The organism is Mucilaginibacter sp. JRF (genome assembly GCF_015223065.1).
GTDB lineage: Bacteria > Bacteroidota > Bacteroidia > Sphingobacteriales > Sphingobacteriaceae > Mucilaginibacter.
In genome coordinates this window covers 35,506-58,640 of the sequence record NZ_JADFBY010000006.1, presented here as the reverse complement: position 1 = coordinate 58,640, position 23,135 = coordinate 35,506, and the positions used below count along the sequence as shown (strand labels likewise).

General features: G+C 45.6%; 17 protein-coding genes and 1 tRNA gene. 6 read left to right on the top strand and 12 right to left on the bottom strand.

Going from position 1 to position 23,135, the window contains the following annotated elements:
- Positions 1 to 32 precede the first annotated feature (32 nt).
- Together IM792_RS15215 and IM792_RS15210 are read right to left on the bottom strand one after the other, a co-directional pair.
- A complete protein-coding gene (locus tag IM792_RS15215) occupies positions 33 to 1,760 on the bottom strand; it encodes an RICIN domain-containing protein (protein ID WP_194102752.1) in 1,728 nt (575 codons plus the stop codon).
- A 74-nt stretch (positions 1,761 to 1,834) separates the two neighbouring features.
- Positions 1,835 to 3,784: a tetratricopeptide repeat protein gene (locus tag IM792_RS15210; RefSeq protein WP_194102751.1), complete on the bottom strand. Its 1,950-nt coding sequence runs from the start codon at positions 3,782 to 3,784 to the stop codon at positions 1,835 to 1,837.
- Between the two features lie 211 nt (positions 3,785 to 3,995).
- Between IM792_RS15210 and IM792_RS15205 the strand changes: the two genes are divergently transcribed.
- Positions 3,996 to 4,211 (top strand): hypothetical protein, encoded by a 216-nt coding sequence (locus tag IM792_RS15205; RefSeq protein ID WP_194102750.1) that lies wholly within the window; start codon positions 3,996 to 3,998, stop codon positions 4,209 to 4,211.
- A gap of 80 nt (positions 4,212 to 4,291) precedes the next feature.
- Here IM792_RS15205 and IM792_RS15200 read toward each other — a convergent pair whose 3' ends face one another.
- From IM792_RS15200 to IM792_RS15190, 3 genes are read right to left on the bottom strand one after another with little or no spacing between them, the layout of a single operon-like run.
- The gene (locus IM792_RS15200; protein ID WP_194102749.1) at positions 4,292 to 5,371 is read right to left on the bottom strand and encodes a phytase; all 1,080 of its coding nucleotides are present in this window, start codon (positions 5,369 to 5,371) and stop codon (positions 4,292 to 4,294) included.
- 3 nt (positions 5,372 to 5,374) lie between these two features.
- The gene (locus IM792_RS15195) at positions 5,375 to 6,406 is read right to left on the bottom strand and encodes a hypothetical protein (protein ID WP_194102748.1); all 1,032 of its coding nucleotides are present in this window, start codon (positions 6,404 to 6,406) and stop codon (positions 5,375 to 5,377) included.
- A gap of 32 nt (positions 6,407 to 6,438) precedes the next feature.
- Positions 6,439 to 9,159 (bottom strand): TonB-dependent receptor, encoded by a 2,721-nt coding sequence (locus IM792_RS15190; protein ID WP_194102747.1) that lies wholly within the window; start codon positions 9,157 to 9,159, stop codon positions 6,439 to 6,441.
- A 307-nt stretch (positions 9,160 to 9,466) separates the two neighbouring features.
- Between IM792_RS15190 and ligD the strand changes: the two genes are divergently transcribed.
- Positions 9,467 to 12,208, top strand: coding sequence for a DNA ligase D (gene ligD, locus IM792_RS15185; protein WP_194102746.1), 2,742 nt, complete (start codon positions 9,467 to 9,469; stop codon positions 12,206 to 12,208).
- 102 nt (positions 12,209 to 12,310) lie between these two features.
- Positions 12,311 to 13,915: a tetratricopeptide repeat protein gene (locus IM792_RS15180; protein WP_194102745.1), complete on the top strand. Its 1,605-nt coding sequence runs from the start codon at positions 12,311 to 12,313 to the stop codon at positions 13,913 to 13,915.
- A 36-nt stretch (positions 13,916 to 13,951) separates the two neighbouring features.
- On the opposite strand, the gene IM792_RS15175 is transcribed toward IM792_RS15180, so the two are convergent.
- The 7 genes from IM792_RS15175 to IM792_RS15145 form a co-directional block, all read right to left on the bottom strand.
- Complete coding sequence (locus IM792_RS15175; protein ID WP_228085145.1) at positions 13,952 to 14,959, bottom strand: FAD:protein FMN transferase; 1,008 nt, start codon at positions 14,957 to 14,959, stop codon at positions 13,952 to 13,954.
- A 163-nt stretch (positions 14,960 to 15,122) separates the two neighbouring features.
- A tRNA-Leu gene (locus IM792_RS15170) sits at positions 15,123 to 15,204 on the bottom strand.
- 110 nt (positions 15,205 to 15,314) lie between these two features.
- Complete coding sequence (locus IM792_RS15165) at positions 15,315 to 16,718, bottom strand: undecaprenyl-phosphate glucose phosphotransferase (protein WP_194102744.1); 1,404 nt, start codon at positions 16,716 to 16,718, stop codon at positions 15,315 to 15,317.
- A gap of 262 nt (positions 16,719 to 16,980) precedes the next feature.
- Positions 16,981 to 18,303, bottom strand: coding sequence for a nucleotide sugar dehydrogenase (locus IM792_RS15160; protein ID WP_194102743.1), 1,323 nt, complete (start codon positions 18,301 to 18,303; stop codon positions 16,981 to 16,983).
- A gap of 83 nt (positions 18,304 to 18,386) precedes the next feature.
- Positions 18,387 to 19,322: a KpsF/GutQ family sugar-phosphate isomerase gene (locus IM792_RS15155; RefSeq protein ID WP_194102742.1), complete on the bottom strand. Its 936-nt coding sequence runs from the start codon at positions 19,320 to 19,322 to the stop codon at positions 18,387 to 18,389.
- A gap of 97 nt (positions 19,323 to 19,419) precedes the next feature.
- Positions 19,420 to 20,178 (bottom strand): 3-deoxy-8-phosphooctulonate synthase, encoded by a 759-nt coding sequence (gene kdsA, locus IM792_RS15150; RefSeq protein ID WP_347343819.1) that lies wholly within the window; start codon positions 20,176 to 20,178, stop codon positions 19,420 to 19,422.
- 84 nt (positions 20,179 to 20,262) lie between these two features.
- Entirely contained in the window at positions 20,263 to 21,477 is a 1,215-nt protein-coding gene (locus IM792_RS15145) for an NAD(P)/FAD-dependent oxidoreductase (RefSeq protein ID WP_194102740.1), read from the bottom strand.
- Here IM792_RS15145 and IM792_RS15140 point away from each other — a divergent pair.
- Genes IM792_RS15140 through IM792_RS15130 form a run of 3 tightly spaced genes read left to right on the top strand, consistent with a single transcriptional unit; the run spans position 21,476 to position 22,990 of the window.
- Complete coding sequence (locus IM792_RS15140) at positions 21,476 to 22,105, top strand: NADH-quinone oxidoreductase subunit A (RefSeq protein ID WP_194102739.1); 630 nt, start codon at positions 21,476 to 21,478, stop codon at positions 22,103 to 22,105. The genes IM792_RS15145 and IM792_RS15140 overlap by 2 nt on opposite strands.
- A complete protein-coding gene (locus IM792_RS15135; protein ID WP_194102738.1) occupies positions 22,095 to 22,577 on the top strand; it encodes an NADH-quinone oxidoreductase subunit B in 483 nt (160 codons plus the stop codon). The genes IM792_RS15140 and IM792_RS15135 overlap by 11 nt, the downstream gene beginning before the upstream one ends.
- Positions 22,574 to 22,990, top strand: a complete 417-nt coding sequence (locus IM792_RS15130) for a DUF3592 domain-containing protein (protein WP_194102737.1) — start codon at positions 22,574 to 22,576, stop codon at positions 22,988 to 22,990. The genes IM792_RS15135 and IM792_RS15130 overlap by 4 nt, the downstream gene beginning before the upstream one ends.
- Positions 22,991 to 23,135: the final 145 nt, after the last annotated feature.

The window sequence follows — 23,135 nt, the reverse complement described above, 5'->3', positions numbered from 1 at the left end:
AAATTCAATTTATTCGCCGTGGCTACATAAATTTAAATACCTGCTGTTGAGTACGGTATACGCACCGCTTTTAGCTGATAGTAATACGGATCAGTACGGTTATTGGTGCATGGCGATACGCCTGTGCAGCCTGTAAAATTCAAGCAATAGGTTATCAGCAATTCGTTACGGCCATTGTTAAACACCGGGTGCGCGTTGATAACGTAATGATTAGCCAGCACGCCATTTATTTTATCCTGAATGGCATACATTTTTTTACGGGACGTAAAGGGGCCGGTCGGGCTTGTTGCTGTTGAAACATAAATATTATGCGGATCGCTGCTGCCGGGGCAACCATAGCCAAAATCCATCTCAACCAATACGTATTTACCATTTAAATAGGCCACGCTACTGCTTGTACGTAATGATTTGGTAGTGTTACCATCTAAACCCAATTGCGCTGTCGACGCGGTTGACGGTGTTGCCGCCCAGTTAGTACCATCCCAAAACTGCCAGGTAAACGGCGTGCCTGTAGCAAAACGTGCCACGTACAGATACTTGCCGCCAAACGCGTCGGACAGGTTGCCGTAGGCGTACACATAGCCATCGCCGGGTTTTACAAAACCTAAAGGGTAATCAATATCCGTTTGGTTTGACAGGCCGTTAACCGTATGGCGCACAGCCGTTCCCCAGTCAAGGCCGCCGGTATTTTCGGTAAAATCGTAAATAACCGTTGAGTTGAATGTGCCGCCTCCCTCGTGGGCGTACATGTATACGTGGTTATCTATCTCAACCCCTACCCCTGGCCAGGTGTATGTACCGCCATGATCATTAGGGTTTGGGCTGGCCAGTATCTCATATTTATAGGCCGAATTATGTGTGGTTATGTTTGATGTTTGCGATGGGTCCCAATTAGTGGATGATGGTTGCAGCAGTGCCGAGTTACGAACATCAAAAAGCTGTAATTGATTACCGCCGTAACAAGGAAAGGTTTTGGTAACCGGGTCCCACGTACCGATGTTTGAGGTATAGGTATCTTCGCCTACCCACAATACCTTACCATTGTTAGCGCCGTAGCTAAGCGGTATGCTACTCCCCTGATCAAACGCTATGGAGCCACTTGTGCGACTAAAGAATTGATTTACCTGATCATCACGATAAGCTTCGGCCGTAAGGCTGTTAAAGTTCCAGTACTGGCTGTTGTTATTCACTAACGCTGCCTGGGTAATGGCCGCGCCGTTGGCTGTTGAACTACCGTTGTTGGTGAGCACGAAGCCGTTAGAGTTTTGTATGTAGTAATTATTGGTAGCGCCCACTTTATGCAGATACCATATTTGCGCCGGGAAAGCGTTGCCATGATCGGTAAACAATTGTGTACCTGCGTTGCCATCAGGCGCTTCGAGGTAGAGGCCGTTGGCCACGTTCAGTATTTTAAACGGAGTTGAACCGGTTATTGTGCCTGTGCCTTGCTGTACTAAATACCATTTTTGATTTTGCGATGTACCGGTACCAAAATCGAGCCCGGTGTATTGCTGTATGTTTTTGGGGTTAGGTTGAGCCGTCATGAGGTTATCATCGCCCTTAATCTCTAACACCTTGCCCGATGCTACGTTGATAATAGCAAAGCAACCGTAAGCGCTTGGCGGCCCTATCGACAGTGTGGCCTTGCCCGATACCGTTACAGGCTCTACTTTGTTAGGCGGAACAAGCTGTTTTGATGCACAGCCAACTACCGCAACAACAGCTAAAGCAGCGGCGCCGGCAATAAGGTTTATTTTCATAACTGGTTTATAATTGGTTATAACAAACCTAAAATTATAAAACCGATTTAGCAAATTTTATATAAAAATTAATTCTAAGCCATCGGCATACCGAAGAAGAACGAGAAGGTTGTGCCCTTGCCCGGTTCGCTGTTAACCTCTATGGTACCATGATTGGCCTGCACAAACTCGTACGATAGCATTAAGCCTAAGCCGGTGCCCTTTTCGCCATGCGTGCCACGCTGACTGGTATTAATGCGTTTAAATACCTGTTCAACCTGCTGCTGCGGCATCCCTACCCCATTATCCTTTACATAGAAGTTGTACCTGCCCGTAAACTCATCGGCAATACTGCCTATCATCACATATCCGCCGGTTGAGGTGAACTTTATAGCATTTGATAACAGGTTACGCATCACAAAATCAAAGTGATCAACATCGCCGTTAATTATAACATCTTCATTAACACGGGTGCTTACAATAATATGCTTTTCAGAAGCGGCATTTTTAAACAGCTGTACGTTTTGTTCCACTATGTCGGCCGGTTTAAAATCTACCGGATTAACCTGGCTGCCCTTTAGCTGTAACTGCCCCCAGCGCAGCAACTTGTTCAACACATCCAACGAGGCATTGCAATTTTGCTGTAGCTCGGTAACTACCTGGTTGCGCTCGGCCGGGGTAAGGTCATCATCCTCCAATAGCGATAAAAAGTTTTTTACTGTAGCCAAAGGCGCCCGCAGATCATGCCCCAAAACAGAAAATAGCTTATCCTTACTCTCGTTACTGGCACGCAAATCGGCATTAAGTTGTTGTAGCTGATGGTTATACTTGCGTATGCGGGCATAAAATATCACTACAATAACCAAAACGCTTAGCACAGCAATGGTGATGAACATGATTATTCTTTTCTGGATGCGTTGCTCACTGTTTTGATATTTAAGCTTAGCCACATTGGCTTGTGAATGTTGCAGATCATAATTGGCTTGCAGGTTACCAATTTCGGTAGCACGAGCCAGGTTAAACACACTGTCGCTAAGCGCGCGTTCGCGCTTGTTGGTTTGTAAGGCTTCCTTGTATCTGCCCTGCTGTTCGTAAAGGGCAGTCATACGTTTCAAAGTTTCAATGGCAACCTTGCTGGCATGCTTTTGATAAGCGAGGGCAACGGCATCCTTTAAATATTGCAGCGCGCGTTCAGGGTCTTTGTTACGGTAAGTATCGGCAAGGCCATTCAGTGTTTGCAGCTCGCGCAGGTAGTTCTTTATTCGCCGGGCCCTTTCGAGCGAGGTTAGCTGTATGGATGCCGCTTTCTCCGTATCGCCCGAGCGTGCGTAGGCCATACCCAGGCCGTTAAGTAAAGTAACATTTATACCGGCATATTGCGGCTCGTTACTCAGGGCTATACCTTTTTCGTAATAGGCTATGGCTTTTTTAATGTTGCCTGTTTCGGTATATATAACTCCAAAGTTGTTGTATATGTATAATGTTAAGCCTGATAACGGCAGCTTGCGCGATATTTTTTCAGCAGTTTTCAGGTAGCTTGATGCCACATCATATTCCGACAGGCCCATGTAAGCTTCGGCCAGGGTGATGTTTGATTCCATGATGCCGCGCGAGTTCTTCTCCTGCTCGTTTATGCGTAACGATTTAAAGAAATACTCCGTGGCTTTGTTAAAGTTACCCTGCCGCATTTCGGTAACACCAAGCCTGATGGTTTCGTCGGCTATACCTATCTGGTTATCAAGCTGCTCGTAAACCTTAATGGCTTTGAGATATTTTTGCCTCGCCGCCGAGAAGCGCCCCTGGTTTTCATCAATGATACCCAGATGGTTAAGCATTACGGCCTCGCCTTTTTTATCGTGCAATTGCCTACTCAATTGCAGCCCCTTATTGGCGTAAAAAATCCCCGAATCGGGAATGGAGAAACGGTAATAAATTACCAGCTTTTCATAATCAGCTACTGATTTTGGCGCATCGGCGGCATACCCGTCACCAGCAATCGTCAACAACGTGACAATGCTCGCGAACCAGAAAAAAACCATCCTCATCGTATCTTTAGCTTGCATTAGGGGTAATAGCGTTGCAAAAATAACTATTTAAATAAATTTTAACCTGTGAAGCAATTATATCGTTACAGATTATAAGCACTTTACAGATAAAGCAATTAACATTAAACACACTGACTTAACAATTTCATAATCCGATGGCATATTAGTTGCGTATGTACCGGTGTTGATTACCCATTAAAGATTTGTGACGATGTTTTACTTTGCTTTTTTAATACCGGCCACGATGCTGGTACTTGCCTTTAGGCATTACAAAAGTTTTAACGCGAAAATTGGCTCAGGCAAGGTGACGGAGATCATCAGCGCCCGTAAAAGCTACCAGATCTATCTGGGCTTAGGCTGCTTTTGCGCACTGGCACTAATACTGTTCAAACTATCGCAGTTACCCCCGGTTTTTCAGGCACCCTGATCGAGAAAAACTTGTAAAAAAATTAAAGCCATGGCCGCATTTATGCAACCATGGCTTTTTTGTTTCAGTTAAACTGATGCTTAGTTATTTACTTTCAGATCCTTACCCGCCAGATCCTCCCAACGGTAAAGCTGAAAAGTTTTATCATCGCTCATACCAACGAACAAGCCGTGCTTAAAATCAGCGTTCAATGGTATTGATACCACGTCAGACCCATCGCTGTTGCTGGTTGATACATGCAAACTTTTGATAAAGGCGTTATTCCCCGCGCGATCAAACACCTTGAACTGGCCGGCCGATTGATCGGACACCAGGATATATCCTGTAGTATCGCCGGTTTTGTATATGCTGATGCCTTCGTGATCTTCCTTAAAGCCCTCCTTAGCGAACAGGTTAAGCTCCTGATCGCCTTTACCCGGCTCGGCATAGTATTTACGCACGCCAAATTGCTCGTCGGAGTAGTAAACATAACCCATCTCATTATCAACCGCTATTGATTCTATCTCTTTTTTACCACTGTACTTACCAAACTTACGTTTCAGTGTAGCTTTAATATGGCCGCTACCATCATCAGTTAACAGGTACTGCCACAGGTAACCACCCGTTGTAGGGCCGGTTTTACGGCCAACTACGGCATATATCTCCTTTTTAGCATTGGTGTACATAGCAATGCCCATCAAATCGCGAAAGCCTGCTGCCTCATCCTCTCCCTCAAAAACAGGGATGCCGCCATTGTCCACCGGTTTCATATCCGGCAACGAGAATATGCGCAGCTTGTGGCTCATGCGTTCAGTAACCACGGCAATATCTGTAGGCTTACCGTTCAGCATCAGGCCATAGGCTATATCCACATTGTTAGGGCGTTTAAGGCCTTTTACTATTTTATCCTTAATGATCTTTCCTTTCAGATCGAACACATATAGCGCGCCTACCTCATCCTTATCCGTACCAACTATAAGCGATTGCGACGCGTCAGCCGGGTTTATCCATATCGCCGGGTCATCGGTATCACACATTACCTTTTCGGTTACGTATAGTGGTTTTATTACTGTATCTGCTGCCGTAGTATCGGTTTGTGCAGTTTGTTTGGTTCCGTTATTGCCGCATGATGCTAAAGCGATGCCGCTAATTAAAAATATGCTGTTTATATATCTGTTCATGTATTATTTGCTTAATGTCAGGGTGATCTCCTCGGTTTCTTCGTCGTTGTACTCGCCTTTAAGGGTTAGGGCAAGTGTTTTGCCGGTGATGGTAAACTCGCCGCTGTATTTAAACTCCGCTTCCGAGCCATCTTCCTGCTCAATGTCATCGGCAAATTCAACAGCGCCTGCCAGTGCCTGGGTGTCCAGTTCTTTAATACCACCCTCAATCTCAATCTCCTTGTTCACGGTTTCTACCTCGCCGCATTCATCAACCTGTTCGGTTTCCTTTAATTTAACCACGGCCTTAAATTCATCGTAAGCAAACTCAATGGTTATCTCCTCAACATCTTCGGCTTTCAGGTCTTTTACATCCTCATTTATCAATCCAAATAAGGCCACAAATCTGCCGAATTGTGCCGCATCGTTAACATCCAACTCGTACTCGCCGTGTACGGCTTCATCATCCAATACAATATACTCAAACTTGTTGGCCGTATTTACCACCACCTTTTTGTTCTCGCCCTCAATACCGGTAAGTTGTATTTCAATTTTACGGTCGGTAGTGTTTAGTACGTCATCATCAAATAGCTGATCGTCGGTTTCAAACTCAACCTCTATCTCCTCAACCCCGGCCGGGAAATCAACACTGCCCTTGCCTGTGCTGGCATCAAAAGTTAAATTAAGGTCGATATCCTGATCTTCGGATGTAGTGCAATCATCAATCTCGTAAAAAGCCTTTGCGCCCTTTATGTATTGCGATAACTGGCTGAAGCCTTCAAAATCGGTCACCTCAAAATTTACACGCACACCTTGGGTAAGGGGTATTACTTTGCCGCCCAGGTTTTCGCCGGTTGGGTCAACCCGGTCAATAAGGGCCAGCTTAAAGCTGAATTTGTCCTCATCCTCTAAACCACCATCGCCCTCATCAGCAAAATTGATAATCTGCGGAAAAGCATCGCCCACATTAGGCTCCACCACGTTATCGTTACGTTTATCGCAGGCACTCAGGGCTACCAAAAATGCCGGCAATATGAAATATCTTAATATTTTCATTACTATATAATTTATTGAAAATGTTAGCTGTATTATAAGTTGAACTTAAGGCCGAAACGCATCCAGTACCTGTAAAACTCGCGTTGTATATACTGATCAGATGTACCTTGGTAAGCTTGCAATGGCTGGTTAGTTAGGTTAAGCGCCTCAACAAACAAGCGAAACCTGCTGGTAATGGCATAACCTGCCGTAGCATCAAGCTGCATGCGGTTTTTGATGAAGATATCCTCGCTTGATGTACCGCCCAGCTCAGACAAGTAACTGCCATTGAAGTTAAGCGACAACCTGGCCGAGAACTTTTTGCCCTCATAAGCCAGCGACGCGTTACCTACGTGGTTAGCCTGCCCCGGCAGCCTGATCTCCTCCTCGGCATTGGCGTTATCCTCATTAGCCTCACGACTTTGGATGCGGGCCTTTGAATGCGTGTAAGTATAGTTCATATACAAGCTAAAATCGCGCAGGAAAGGGATGAACGATAACCTGCGTTGAAAGGCGATCTCAGCACCCAGCACATCGGCATCGTTACCGTTTTGTGATTGGGTGATGTCAATACGCTCGATGATAGGCGTACCGGTTGTTGGGTATGGCGAATTGAATATGGTACGGCGATAAATAAAGTCATCCAGTTTTTTGTAGAACAACCCTGCCGATACAATACCTACCGAACCAAAGTAATGCTCACCCATCAGATCGTAGTTGATGGCCTTAACCGGTTTCAAGTCCGCATTACCAATGGTAGCCACACGGTCTTCACGGTTAACCTCCTGCGATGGAATGATCTCCGAAAAGTTAGGGCGGGCATAAGAGTAAGTTACAGCAGCACGCAGGTTGCTGAATTTATCCAGCTCGTATTTAAGGTGTAATTGCGGCAATACAAAATCGTACACGCTGGTGCCGGTTACCGGCCTTATAGCTTCCAGATCGCCATTAGCCGCGATAATTACATCCTTTGAATCATAACCAGCCTTGGTACGCTCGTAACGTACACCACCTAAAACCATCAGTTTATTGATCTGCTGGCGACCCATCAAATAGGTAGCAAATACATCCTCGGATGCTTTGTATGATTCCAGCGCCTCATCGGCAGCCTTATCGGCAATTTGCAGTTCAAACTGCGATGGGTTGGCATTGAAATAACGTATCACGCTCGAAACATCCAGCGGGTTACCCATAGCGTAACGACCAGACATGAACTGATCTTTAACCGGGCGACCTTCAAACTCGTTCAAATCAGGTACACCGCCCAGGTTCTCGAAGGTGTTTTGTACAATACTATAGCTTTTATCTTTTGAGCGCACCTTAGCACCAAATTTTATTAAGCCCGAGCTGTTGTTTATTTTGTACGGAATGCCAACGTTAACCTTAGCGGTCAGGTTTTTATCCTTGGCAATGGTGTTGCCCATGCCCAACTCATCAAACCCGTAAAGCGAATTGTTGGTATAATCCTGATCAGTACTGATGGTTGGGTAACGGGTATCTGTATAGTTCAGAGTGCTTGGCATACCGGCAATAAATGCAGCCTCGTTATCAAACGGTGTTTTTTGCTCGGCAAGGCTATACTGTGCCTCGTAATCCAGCAAAAAGTTTTTGAAGGTATGTTTTGCACCGGCGTTTAATGATAATACCGATTGTGCCTCAAACCTGTCTTTAGTCAATTTTTCTATCTCCTCATCATTAGGTTTGAACACGTAACGACGACGCCATTCGCGGTCGGTAAAGCGAGAGTAGATGGTGCGGAAATAAACTTCGTGATGATTGTTGAAACGATAATCAAGCGATGAGCTTAAGCCTAAACGGGTACGGGTAAGTTCGTAATCGCGCAGTTCCAGTTCATTATCATTAATGGCGCGCTCAATACCGTCTGATCCAAGGTTGTTTTGGTAATAGTTACCATTGAACAACATGCCCAGTTTTTCATTTTTACCAAAACGCTGGCCGTATTGTAACTGACCCTGTACGTTGCCTTTATTCATCAGGCTGTTGTAACCGCCGCCCACAACGCCCGATATAGCCGGGGTTTTGGTTTGAGCGGTACGTGTAATGAGGTTAATTGAACCGCCGATAGCGTCGCCATCCATATCGGGCGTAAGGGCTTTGGTTACCTCGATAGATGCCAATTGATCTGACGGGATCGCGTCAAGTGCTACGTAACGCACATCAGCCTCGGGCGAAGGAATTTGCTCGCCGTTGATGCTGGTGTTGGTGAACTGCGGCGCCAAACCACGTACAGATACGTAACGCCCCTCACCCTGATCGCGCTCAATATTTACACCCGGTACACGTTGCAGTGCCTCGGCTGCGTTCGGGTCGGGGAATTTGCCAATCTGGTCTGCCGCGATAATGTTTTTGATATTGTCGGCATTTTTTTGCTGGTTAAGCGCTTTGGCCTGGCCTTCGGTGTAGCCGGTAACTACAACATCCTGCAAGGTGGCCTGGCGGCTTTGCATAACAACGTTAAGTACCTGTAACTGCCCGGCAGCTACGGTAACGTTTACCACGGTATCTTTATAACCCAAATAGCGTACGGTAACCGCGAGGTTGCCCGCGTTAACGTAAAACTGGTACTCGCCGTTCAGGTCGGCAGCGGTGCTGCTGGTGGTGCCGTTAACCAGTAAGGTTGCACCGGCAAGCGGCTCGCTGGCCTGCCCGCTAATTTTACCTTTAATAATACCGCGCTGGGCCATGGCCACACTGCTGCCGCATATTAAAAGCATTAAAAAGAGTAGTTTTTTAAATTCCATAAACTTGATCATTGTGATTTGATGCAGCAAAGATTATCTACCCAAAATGCAATTGTAATATTAGCGGCGTTACAAAACGTATACACTGTTTTTAGGGGCGTAAACAAAGCGTGTACAAGCGTTAACAAAACAAAATAACAAACTGAAAATCAATGGTATAAAAATAAAAAACAAGCCATTAAGTTTGCGTTAACGGTTTGTTAGGTTAGTTTTAACAAGTAGATTATTGCCGATAGCATCAGGATCATCAAATCAAGGCGTCGCAAACCCAATGGCTTATTTAATTGTTCAGAAAATAAATCAATTAAGGGTAAAAGCCATGAGCCTTAAAGAGTACGCCAAAAAACGCGATTTTAAAAAGACAGCCGAGCCAAAAGCCGGCAGAAGTAAGGATAGGAACCACCTGATGTTTGTTATCCAAAAGCATGATGCCACCCGCCTGCATTATGATTTCAGGCTGGAGATGGATGGTGTGCTCAAAAGCTGGGCGGTACCCAAAGGCCCCTCAACTGATCCGCAAAACAAACGCCTGGCCATGATGGTGGAAGACCACCCTTTTGATTACCGCAATTTTGAGGGCATTATACCCAAGGGCGAATACGGCGGCGGTACCGTTATTGTTTGGGATGAGGGCACCTATGAACCTATTGAGGAGATAAAAGGTAAGAAAGCGCAAGAGAAGCATTTGCTGAAGCAATTAAAAGAGGGATCGTTAAAGATCAAGCTACATGGCGAAAAACTGAACGGCGAGTTCGCCCTGGTAAAAACGCATGGCATGGGCGAAAATGGCTGGCTGCTTATTAAACATAAGGACGATCACGCATCTAAAAAGGATATTACCAAGCAGGATAAATCGGTACTATCAGGCAAAACCATCGCGGCAATGGAAAAAACCAGCGAAAAGGTTTGGCAAAACGGGCACGAGGAAGATATAGATCAGCCTGAAAAAGCATCGGCAAAGAAGAAAACTCCAAAAAAGAAAGCCAGCCCAATGGCTGATGATAAGCTGGAAAAGCAAACGCAGGAGAGCGAAAAACCGGATCTTGATGTTGCTAAGCTTTTAAAATCGGCACCCAAACGTAAATCGCCGGTAAAGGTAAAACCCATGAAGGCCACCCTGGTTGATGAACCCTTTGACGACCCCGACTGGCTATATGAGGTAAAATGGGATGGCTACCGTGCCATAGCGGTAATTAATACCAGGAGCGCCGAACTGATATCGCGCAACAACATTCCCTTTGATAAGTATTACCCTATAAATAACTTACTAAAGGACTGGAAGATAAACGCCGTAATAGATGGCGAGATAGTGGTGCTGAACGATAAGGGAATATCAGATTTTGGCGCGCTGCAAAACTGGCGCAGCGAGGCCGATGGAAACCTGGTATACTATGTTTTTGATATACTTTGGTATGATGGGCATGATCTTACCGGGCTGCCATTGAAAGAGCGGTTGGCCATACTGCAATCGGTAATACCGGCTGATGATGATCGCATACGGCAAAGCAAATCCTTCGCGGCAAACGGGGTGGAGTTTTTTGAAGCCGCCGGAAAGATCGGTCTGGAAGGGATCATTGCCAAGAAAGCCGACAGTGTGTATACTTCTGATCTGCGCTCAAAGGAATGGCTCAAGATAAAGGTTCAACGCCGGCAGGAAGTGGTGATAGCGGGCTTCACCAAAAACACGGGTACCACCAAGGCATTCAGCGCGCTGATATTAGCGGTTTATGAGGGTAAAAAGCTGCGCTACGCAGGCAAGGTGGGCACAGGCTTTTCGGACAAGCTGCAAAAGGAAATGATGCAGCAGTTTAAGCCTTTGATAACTGATAAGGTACCGTTTGAGGTGGAGCCTGATGTTGATAAGCCGTCACGCTTTCGCCCGCAGCGGGTGGGTGCAAAACCAACCTGGTTAAAGCCCGAATTGATTTGCGAGATCAACTTTGCCGAAGTAACCGGCGAGGGCGTTTTTCGGCAGGCATCATTTAAAGGTATGCGGGTTGATAAAAAGGCCAAGGATGTGATATTGGAAACACCGCAGGAAACACCGGATGCGGTTGATAAGGCCGATGATAAACCTAAAAAAGCATCGCACAAAGCCATAAAACCACCTGCCGATAAAACCCGCAAAACGTTGCTCAACCCAAAGGATGAAACGCAGGTGCGCAAAATTTGCGGTCACGATTTAAAGTTTACCCACCTGAGCAAGGTTTACTGGCCCGAGGATGGCTTTACCAAGCGCGATATGTTCAATTATTACTACCAGGTTGCGGAGTATATTCTTCCTTATCTGGTTGACAGGCCCATGTCGCTTAACCGTTTCCCGAATGGCATACACGGCAAAAGTTTTTATCAAAAGGATGTAAAAGGCAAAGCGCCTGATTGGGTTACCAAAACCTTCCCCTACACTAATGGCGAGGGCGAGAAGAAGGAATATCTTGTCGGGTCGGATGAATCCTATTTGATGTGGATGGCCTCATTGGGATGTATTGAGATGAACCCGTGGTTTAGTCGAGTAAAATCGCCTGACAATCCAGATTACTGCGTGATCGACCTCGACCCCGACAAAAACACTTTTGACCAAGTGGTAGAAGCCGCGCAGGAAGTGCATAAAGTTTTGGATGCCATCGGCGTACCATCATACCCTAAAACATCAGGCTCAACGGGCATGCACATTTATATTCCGCTGAATGCTAAGTATGACTATGATCAATCGCAAATGTTTGCCAAAATGGTGGTACAACTGGTGCATGAACAAATACCTAAATATACCAGCCTTGAACGCATGGTGAGCAAACGCAAGGGTAAAATGTATCTGGATTTTTTGCAGAACCGCCCAGGGGCTACCATAGCCTGCCCCTACTCGTTAAGACCAAAGCCCGGTGCAACGGTATCAATGCCCCTCACCTGGGATGAGGTTAAACCCGGCTTAAAAATGAGCGATTTCCATATCAATAACGCCGCCAACAGGCTTAAGGAAACCGGCGATCTGTTTAAGGGTGTGTTAGGCAAAGGCATTGATCTGGAAAAGGTTATCAAAAAGGCGCAAAGCACCTTCAAATAAAACCCAACACATAAACAATAATGTTACGGGCACAAATACATTGAGTTAACATTGGCTTAATACAGCTGAAGTACCTTTAGGCAAAATCCGCTTTAGGGAGCAATGTATATCAGGCACATCATCAATTCAGGCAACAGCAAAATCAAGGCTTTACTGCTGTGCATCATATTGTTGAGTGTTTGTTTGGGGAACGCCCGTGCACAAAACCTGAACGATGATGCTCCCGAAAAAAAAGCGGCATCAGCCATACGCGATCCACAGGTTGCATTTGTGGCTATAAAAAAGAAACTTACCACGGCCCTGTCAAAAAACGATCAGCTTAGCGCGGCACAGTGTTACCAGCAAATAGGCGAGCTTTTTTATTATCAAACCGGCTACTCGCAAGCTTTGGATAATTATTACAAGGCTGATAAGATATTCCGCACTTTTAACGACCGCTTAAAGCTGGCCGACAACCTGAACAACATTGGCCAAACCTATTACCATGCCCGCCAATATACAGCAGCTACCAAGGTTTTTATGGAATCGCTTAAGCTATACAGGGCGATGAATAACCGTAATGGTGTTGCCGAAGCCTATGGAGCCATTGGCCAAACCTTTGAAAAAACCAACGCCTACGCCAAAGCGGTAAACTATCAGCAATTGGCCCTGCGCGAGTATAAGCTGGCAGGCAACAATAACGAGATTGCCAAGATATACGAAAACCTGGGCAGCTTGCACGAGGATAAGTTGCAGCTGGATTCGGCGCTAAAATATTTCAGGCTGGCCGAGCAAATCAACAGCCAGAACAACAATATGCTGGCGCAGATAGAGGTGATCAATAACCTGGGCGATGTTTACCGTAAATCGGGCAAGTACAGGCAATCATTACCCTACACTTTTAAGGCGGCCAGGCTGGCTGAAAAGTATAACGATCAATACCAGCTGGGCAGCGCCTACCGCGATCTGTCGAAAGCCTATAACCTGCTTAACCGTAACGATAGCGCTTACTTTTACAGCGAGGCCGGGCGTACCATCTTCCTGAAAATATATACCGAGGAAAACGAAAAACAACTGGCCATACTGCAAACCTTATTCGAGATAGAACAAAAGGACAATGCCATTGATCGTTTTGAAAGCGAAAAAACTACCAACCGCATTATAGCCATTGGCGCTACGGTGATCATGTGCCTGGTTGCCCTGCTTGCCGCCAGTGTGATCAGCAGACAAAGGCTCAAAATAAAAAACGAGCAGCGGCTGAACGAGCAAAGTCAGCAAAGTTTTAAAAGCGCCCTCGAACTTAAAACCAAGGAACTTACCACCCATACCCTCAACATCATACAAAAAAACCAGTTGCTTGACGAACTTAAAGAGAAGTTGAACACCATGGTGAAGGATGATAAACGCGACCAGCGCCGTGAGTTAAAAAAGCTGATGAATATGATACAGATCAGCAGCAGTCACGACAAAAACTGGGAGGACTTTCGTGTGGTATTTGAGCAGGTACACGAAAACTTTTTCGACCGGCTAAAACAGCACCCTGCCGGGTTAAACGCTGCCGACATGCGCCTGCTCGCCCTGCTCAAGATGAACTTAGGCTCGGCCGATATTGCCACCATGCTCGGCATATCGCAGGACAGCCTGCGCATTGCCCGATACCGCTTACGCAAAAAACTAAATCTTGATGAGGGCGAACGCTTGCAGGATTTTATAAAGGGGTTAGGGTGATCTTTACCGAAAGACCTTTTACTATATATTTCTTATCTATAGTTTCTTCGTTTTAAGCCCCAGATCGGGCGAGGAATGTACCCGGCCTTTGTCGGTTATAATTACATACCGATATTCAGGGTAACGACTGATGAACTTTAGCGCTGCCTGCTCGCCCAAAACCATCATAGATGTGCTGAAACCATTGGCACGCTCGGCGCTCGGCCCAAATATGGTAACACTGCACAAGCCCGATGCCGGGTAGCCTGTTTTTGGGTTGATGATATGGGTATAACGCTTGCCATTGAACACCACAAATTTTTGATAGCTACCCGATGTAACCACCGCGCCATACTTTAGGGGCAATACGGCAAATACGGTATCCTCATGCAATGGGTTGGTGATGCCTATCGTCCAATCGTTGCCGTTGGGTTGTTTGCCCCAGGTAGACATGTCGCCGGTAGCGTTTACAATGCCCGCTTTTATACCTCGGGCCAGCATCATCTCGCGACAACGGTCGGCGGCGTAGCCTTCGCCCAGGGCACCAAAGCCTATCTTCATGCCTTTTAGCTTGAGGTAGATGGTGCAGTTGGCACTATCCAACTCAATATTTTTATAACCCACACGCGCAACCGAGCGTTTTACGGCTTCGGGCCTGGGCATGGCCGTCATGCTGCCATCAAACTTCCATATACGCTCCATAGCGGCAAAGCTGATATCAAAAGCACCATCCGTTTCGCGTGAGAGGCGAATGGCACGCTGTGTTAGTTCAAACACTTCGCGGTCGACCTTTACCGGGGCGATACCGGCATTTTGGTTAACGGCAGATATTTGCGAGTCGGCTTTCCAGTCAGATATCAAGCGCTCGATACGGTCTATCTCGGTGATCACCGTATCAATGTTACGCTCGGCGGTAAGTGAATCATTAGCCACCAATGTTATAATAAACCGCCCACCCATCAACTTAGCCGACCGCTGCCTGAGCACCTGTGCCTTGGCGTTGAATGATAGGGTTGTAATGAGTATGAGGGATAGTAATGCGGTGAGGGTTATATTTTTTTTCAATGTTATATGTAATTAACAGGCTTGGTTATCTATATAAAGTATAGCTAAAACTAAAAACAGCCTTGTGATACAATGCCAAAAATACAAGTTATGAGAAGGAGCTAAAGACTGATGTAAACAAAAAACCTCTTTAAATTTCTTCAAAGAGGTTTTCTCATTTCTGTGCGGAAGAAGGGACTCGAACCCCCACGCCTCGCGGCGCCAGATCCTAAGTCTGGTGCGGCTACCAATTACGCCACTTCCGCATTAGGATTTTTACAGGCTGCAAAGATAGCTTTATTTAGTTATTATTAAAATAGAATTTTAACTTTTTGGCTAAGTAGCTAATCCTCTTGCTATTATTTTTTAGTTGGGCTTAGTACGCATTCTCCTCACCACGTACAGCATTCCAGAATGTCAGGAAGATGATCTTCAAATCCAGCAGGAACGACCAGTTCTCCAAATACCACACATCGGCCTCAACACGGGCCATCATATCCTCGGTGGTTTTGGTTTCGCCACGCAGACCACGCACCTGTGCCCAGCCGGTAATGCCCGGTTTCAGGAAGTGACGCACCATAAAGCGGTCTATCAATGCCGAATACTCCTCGGTATGCTTCAGCATGTGCGGGCGTGGCCCCACTACCGACATATTACCTATCAGCACGTTAAAAAATTGTGGCAACTCATCCAAACTGGTTTTACGCATAAATTTACCGATCTTGGTAACACGGTCATCATTTTTAGTGGCTTGCTTGTTATCCGAATCGTTATTCACCTTCATGCTACGGAATTTGTAGCAGTTGAATGATTTATTATCCCTACCCGAACGTGCCTGCACAAAAAATACAGGTCCTTTTGATTGCATTTTGATAATGATAGCCAGTATAGGGAACAGCCAGCTAAACACGAACAGGATAATGAACAGCGAAAAACTGATATCAAAAATACGTTTGATGGCGCGGTTCAGGATGTTCTCCAGCGGCTCGGGCCTGATGGATATTACCGGTATGTGGCCAAAGCTTTGTATCAGCGTAGGTTTGATACCGTAATCATAATAATCAGGAATAAACTTAAAGCGAATCAGGTTTTTATCAGCCTCCAGCATCAGCATCTCTATCTTTTTAGCTTCGGTGCTGGGCAGGGTACAAAATATCTCGTCGACACGGTTATTTATGGCGTAATTTATACTATCGCTGGTGCTGCCCAGGTACAAAGCCTCATTGCGCAGCTTATTCGGGTTATCGTCAAAGAAACCTACAACCGTATAGCCACGGCTCGGGTTATTATTAAAAAAGTTTGAAAGGTCGGTACCAATACGCCCCGCCCCTATAATGATGGCGCTTCGCGAATCTAACAGTAAAGCCCTGTCGCTACGGCGTATACCCAGGAATATCAATTTCCAGAAACCCAGCAGAAAGCCAAATAAGGCCAGCGAATAAAACAAATACTCGCGGGTAATAAAGTAAGCCTTGGTACCTATCAGTATAATAATGGTGAAGCAAATAAAGCTCACAAACAGGAAGTACGTTTTGATCAGGCCACGGTAAGTGCGGATAGAATCCTTGTTCAGCACCTGCTCATACAAACCGGTTATATTGGCCGAGAGCAGCCATATAAGGTTAAAAACCAATACAATTGGCAGGTAATTCTTATTACTTATCCATGAGATATATGACTTATCCTCAATTAAGTACGCGATAACCATACTCAGATTCAGGATGATATAATCAATAGTTAGGTTGATCGCTTTTATAAACGTAGTATATCTGTGGACCATAAACGTGATAACTGTTAGTTAGACAGCTAAAATTATTAAGTTCTTAAAATATCAAGATTAATATTATGATTTTTTAGCTTCGGTGCGAACAAATTTAACAAAATTAAATTCCCATGCCAGTAAAAACGAATAAATTAACCTTATCATTAAAGCCGCAATGTTTAATTAATACTTCATATACGAGATTTACAATCACTTGGTGAAATAAAATTAACATTAAATATAAACACTTATTAAATAACTAATAAGATATATTCATTCTTTATAACCGCCCGCTGATGATGCCCCTGTCAAGCAACCCTTTCAGATCGTACAAAACGGAGTTTTCATCTTTTTTAAGGCCGGCATAATCCAGCGTTAAAAACTCGTTGTGGGCAACAGCCACAATTACAGCATCATACTTTTGCTTTAACTGCTGTTTATCGGCAATGGTCTTTATACCATATTCGGCGGCAACTTCTGCAGGGTCAGCCCATGGGTCGTACACCTCGTAGGCGGTTTCAAATTCATCCAGCACCTTTACAATATCTATCACCCGGGTGTTGCGCACATCGGGACAGTTCTCCTTAAAGGTAAAGCCCAATACCAGTACATCAGCATTTTTAACGGGGATGCTATTCTTCACCATCAGCTTAATTACTTCCAGAGCTACGTAAGTGCCCATACCATCGTTAAGCCTGCGGCCTGCCAATATTATTTCGGGGTGATAACCAACCTCCTGCGCCTTTTGAGCCAGATAATAAGGGTCGACACCGGTACAATGCCCGCCAACCAAACCGGGCTTAAACTTTAAAAAATTCCATTTGGTGCCCGCCGCCTCCAGCACATCATTACTATCAATACCCAAAAGGTTAAATATTTTTGATAGCTCGTTAACAAAGGCAATGTTAATATCGCGCTGGGCATTCTCAATTACCTTACTGGCCTCGGCTACCTTAATGCTTGGCGCCTTGTGCGTACCTGCGGTTATAATGCTGCGGTACAGACCATCAATAAAATCGGCAACCTCAATCGTTGAGCCTGATGTTATTTTAAGGATATTGGTAAGCGTATGTACCTTATCACCGGGATTGATGCGCTCAGGAGAATATCCCGCGAAAAAGCCTTCATTAAATTTCAAGCCTGATACATGCTCCAATATCGGTACGCATACTTCTTCGGTTACGCCCGGGTAAACGGTTGATTCGTAAATAACCACATCGCCTTTGCTTAATACCGACGCTACCGTGGCGCTGGCCTTTTCTATCAGGCTCAGATCGGGGCGATTGTGTTTGTCGGTTGGTGTGGGTACTGATACAATGTAGACGTTGCAATTACTGATATCATCCGGCTGAGAGGTTAATTGCAAGCCGGTTTCGTTGTTATTCAATACCGATGTAAGCTGCTCCTGCCCTATCTCCAGGGTACGGTCATGCCCTTCACGCAATTCGCTGATGCGCTCGGCGCTGATATCAAAACCCCAAACCTGATACTTTTTTGCGAACTCAACCGCCAGCGGCAGGCCCACGTAACCAAGACCAATAATAGCTATCTGAACCTTTTGCGGAGGAGAAAATACGAACGGAGGGGTAACGGTATCTGTCATTTACAAAAAAACTATACTGCGATAACAGTATTCAGGTTGAATAAACTCACTAACCCATAAATACGGGTAGCCTTTATTTTGTTTTACTGGTTGTATATTTGATATACGCCTTCAATGGCGCGGCGGTCTGCATCGCCTACCAAAACGGTGGTGATCTTTTTTTCGATCATCAATAGCTCGGCATTGTTTATCAGTTCATCGCCGGTGATAATGATGGGCGATGTGGTCATGATGTCGGTTATTTTAAGCGTGCCGGTATCGCTGTTTTTTATCAGCGCGCGGCGCAGATCGCCATCGGTTACAATGCCTTCAATACCATCAGCGCTGCCTACCATTACCATACCCAAACGCCCTGCCGACATGCGCAGCAGCAGATCGGTAAACGTAGCATCCTTATCAATATAAGGCAGGTTATCGGTACGCATTAAATCCTTAACCTTGGTTAGTAGTTTGCGCCCCAGGCTGCCGCCGGGGTGAAAGCGGGCAAAATCTTCATGCTTAAAGTTACGGGCTTCCATCAGCGCTATGGCCAGGGCATCGCCCATTACCAGCATGGCCGTGGTTGATGAGGTTGGCGCCAACTCCAACGGACAAGCCTCCCTCGTTATTTTAACATTGAGGTGGTGATGGCTATTCTTTGCTATGGTTGATGCCGGGTTACCCGTAATACCTATAATAATATTGTTATGCCATTTAAGGAATGGGATAAGCTTCAGCACCTCGTCCGACTCGCCGGAGTACGAGATCAGGATCACCACATCATGCTCGCTTATCATACCCAAATCGCCATGAAAAGCCTCGGCCGGGTGCATATAAAAGCTCGGTGTGCCGGTGCTGGCCAGCGTTGCCGCTATCTTTTTGCCGATAAGTCCCGATTTACCTATACCGGTAACAATGGTTTTGCCACTGGTACCAAGTATGGTTGTAATGGCATCGTCAAAAGCATCATCAAGCAAACCGGCTACATGCGTAAGCGATTCTATTTCAATATCAAATACTCTTTTGGCGATGTCTTTCATCTTGAACCGGAATTTTCGGAATTAAACTGTCTTGAACCAGATTTTTTAGAATTGTGGGATTAACAGAATTTTTGTGTTTGGATTACTTACCTTTTCTTTAAACCAATGGTGCTATTGCATTTTCCAGGTCTTGGAGTTTTAGCATGTTGGGGCCGTCGCTGAGGGCGTTATCGGGGTCGGGGTGTACTTCCATAAAGTAGCCGTCGGCGCCAAAGGCTTTGGCGGCAAGGGCCATCATGGGTACAAAGGTACGGTCGCCGCCGGTTTTGCCGCCTGCACCGCCCGGGCGTTGTACCGAGTGGGTACAATCCATACAAACGGGGTGGCCAAAGGTCTTCATATCATGTATATTCCTGAAATCAACAGCCAGGTTATTGTAGCCATACATATTGCCACGCTCGGTTAATATCACCTGGTTATTACCGGCTTCGATAACTTTTTGAGCAGGATAGAACATATCAGCCCCTGACAGGAACTGTGCTTTTTTTACATTCACTATTTTACCGGTTTGCGCGGCTGCCACCAGCAAATCTGTTTGACGGCATAAAAAGGCAGGTATCTGCAATACATCAACCACCTCGCCTACTACCGATGCCTGGTAACTTTCGTGAATATCGGTCAGTATCGGCAAACCGAAACGCTCTTTTACATTATTGAGCATTTCAAGGCCTTTCTCTAAACCCGGCCCGCGGTATGAGTGGATGGATGTGCGGTTGGCTTTATCAAACGATGATTTGAATACTACCGGCACATTAAATTTTTGCCTTACCTCGGCTACCTTTTCGGCAACGGTGTACAGCAGTTCCTGGTTTTCCATAACACAGGGACCTAATATAAAGAACGGCTTTTGCCGCATTTGTTCAAACAACATATACGTTATATTAAATAATTAGCAAAGATGATAAAATTCGGGCCAATTATAAATTTTTGCCATTTTGGCTTACAGCGCATGCGCAATAACAAAGCCGCTTGCCCAGGCCCACTGAAAATTGTAGCCACCCATCCACCCCGTTACATCAATACACTCGCCGCCAAAATACAGGCCGGGCACTTTTTTAGCTTCCAATGTTTTGGATGACAGCTCATCGGTTGATACACCGCCGCGCATTACCTCGGCCTTATCATAACCCTTATCGCCGGCCGGTTTTACCTTGAAATTATGCAGCAGACTCTCGATCAGCTCAACATCAGCCTTACTTAACGATGCCAGATTTTTCTGTACCGGCAACCTGTCCGCCAAAGCATCAGCAAATTTGCGGGTAAATAAGCCGGAGAGCAGGGCCAGCAGAGTTTTTTTACCATTGGCTACCCGCTCCTGCTGTATCAGTTCGGTTACATTTTGAGTGGGCAACAGGTCGATATAAATGAATTCGCCCGGCCGCCAGTACGATGATATTTGCAATATAGCCGGACCGCTCAGCCCCCAGTGGGTAAACAGTATGTTCTCCTCAAAGCTTGCCTTGTCATTCCATACCCGGCAAAAAATACTGTTGCCTGATAGTTTTTCGTACCAGGGCTGATCTTTACCCGTAATGGTTAACGGTACCAGCGCCGGGGCTGTTTCCATAACCGTCATGCCGAACTTTCGGGCGGTACGCAAGCCAATATCCGTAGCGCCCAGCTTAACAACCGGCAACCCGCCCGAAGCCATTACCACTTTAGGCGCGGATATTTTTTGCTCGCGATTATACCGCTCATAGCTTATTTCAAAACCTTCATCGGTTTGTTCAATAGCTTTTACGGTGGTATCATACCATATCTGCTGTTCCAGGTCGGCGCATAGGTTGGCAAATACGTTCACCACATCGCGGGCCTTATCGGTTACCGGGAATAGCTGGCCCAGCGTTTTTTCTTTTCCGCTGATGCCATAGGTTTCAAAAAAGCTGATAGTATCGTCCACCGTCCACTGCGCGAAGGCCGACTTGCAGAAGTGCGGATTTTGCGAAATGAACTGCTGCGCCGAGGCATACAAGTTGGTATAATTACACCTGCCGCCACCGCTGATGAGTATCTTGGCGCCGGGGCGGTCGTTCTTCTCCAATATCAATACACGCTTGCCTAAAAAGCCGGCTTGTACGGCACACATTAGTCCGCAGGCGCCCGCTCCAATTATTATAGCGTCAAAATCTGTTTGTTTTATTAAATTTGCTGTCATGCACGAGGTTTCGCAAATATCCGAATTTGGCAAGATACTGATATTTTTAATTGTTGGTTTTTTAGCCGTTGGGATGACCTTTTTTTTGAATAAGCTGCTATCCAGGCAAAACCCTAACGATTTAAAGCTGTCATCATACGAGTGCGGCGAAGAACCAACAGGCAGCGCATGGCTACCATTTAACTCCCGTTTTTACGTTATAGCCCTTATATTTTTGCTGTTTGATGTAGAGATGGTGTTCGTTTTTCCCTGGGCTACGGTATTTGGCAACCATGAACTGATAGCCGCCGATAACCGCTGGGGATGGTTCGCGTTAGCCGAAATGTTCATATTTTTAGGCATACTGATATTGGGTTTGGCTTATGTTTGGCGCAAAGGCGACCTGGAATGGATAAAACCCAAAGTTGCCATACCAAGCAGCGGTGTGAACATACCGGCATCGCTTTACGAAAAGATAAATTTAGAACAAAGTGCCTACCAGGTAAGGCCATTTAATACCGAGCCTGCAATTGCCGAAACCGTTACAAACACGCCAACCCCGGCCGCGGCACCAGCCGCCACTGCCGAAGCGCCTGTGCGCAAACCTATGTTTAAACCAAACTTTAAAAAGCCCGGAAATGACGCCTGATCTAACTAATGAAAGTGGTGGTTTAGTAGTAACCAAAATGAACGATCTGCTCAATTGGGCACGCATGTCATCCTTATGGCCGCTGAGTTTTGGTATTGCCTGCTGCGCTATCGAGATGATGGGCTCTATGGCATCAACGTACGATCTGGATAGGTTTGGTGTATTTCCCCGCCCATCGGCACGCCAGGCAGATGTTATTATTATAGCGGGTACGGTTACCTTTAAAATGGCCGAGCGCATTAAACGCCTGTACGAGCAAATGCCCGACCCAAAATATGTTATCTCAATGGGCTCATGCTCCAACTGTGGCGGCCCTTACTGGCAACACGGCTACCACGTAGTAAAAGGTGTTGACCGTGTTATACCCGTTGATGTTTACGTACAAGGCTGCCCCCCACGCCCCGAAGCCCTGATAGGCGCTATACTTGAACTGCAAAAGAAGATAGAAACCGAGCAGTTGGTTAGGATATGATAGAGTTTTTGAATACTCATTATCAGCCTTTGCTCCTTATTCTTATCAGTATAATTTGTTTTGCCGCTGGATCGCTAAAGAAACAGCAAAAAAACTATCTTTTAAAAAGCGGAATAAAAACTACCGGCGTTGTTGTTGACCATGAGATTAGAAGAAGCCACCCAAGTAGGGTGCCAATTTATTATCCAATAATTGAATTCGAGGACAATGAAAATAAATTGCGGCAGTTAAAATGTGACTTTGGATATAGCTTTAAACTATTCAAGCAAAAGCAACAAGTTGAGATATACTACGATTCCACAGATATTCGTAAATTCATTATTAACGATAGAAAAGCCAAACCATTTGAATATATATTCCCTTTAATTGGTTCAATTCTTTTTTTAACTGGCATCTATCTTTTTATAAGATAATCAGGGTATATCTCCCGCCAACTATTTGCAGCCACGAGATAATTTTGAGGATAAGGTTGTGTTTTTTCATGATCTGGTTCATCAAACATAAAAAAATAAAAACAACTTATGCCGTTACAACATTTAATAGCTGTAATTTAAACAG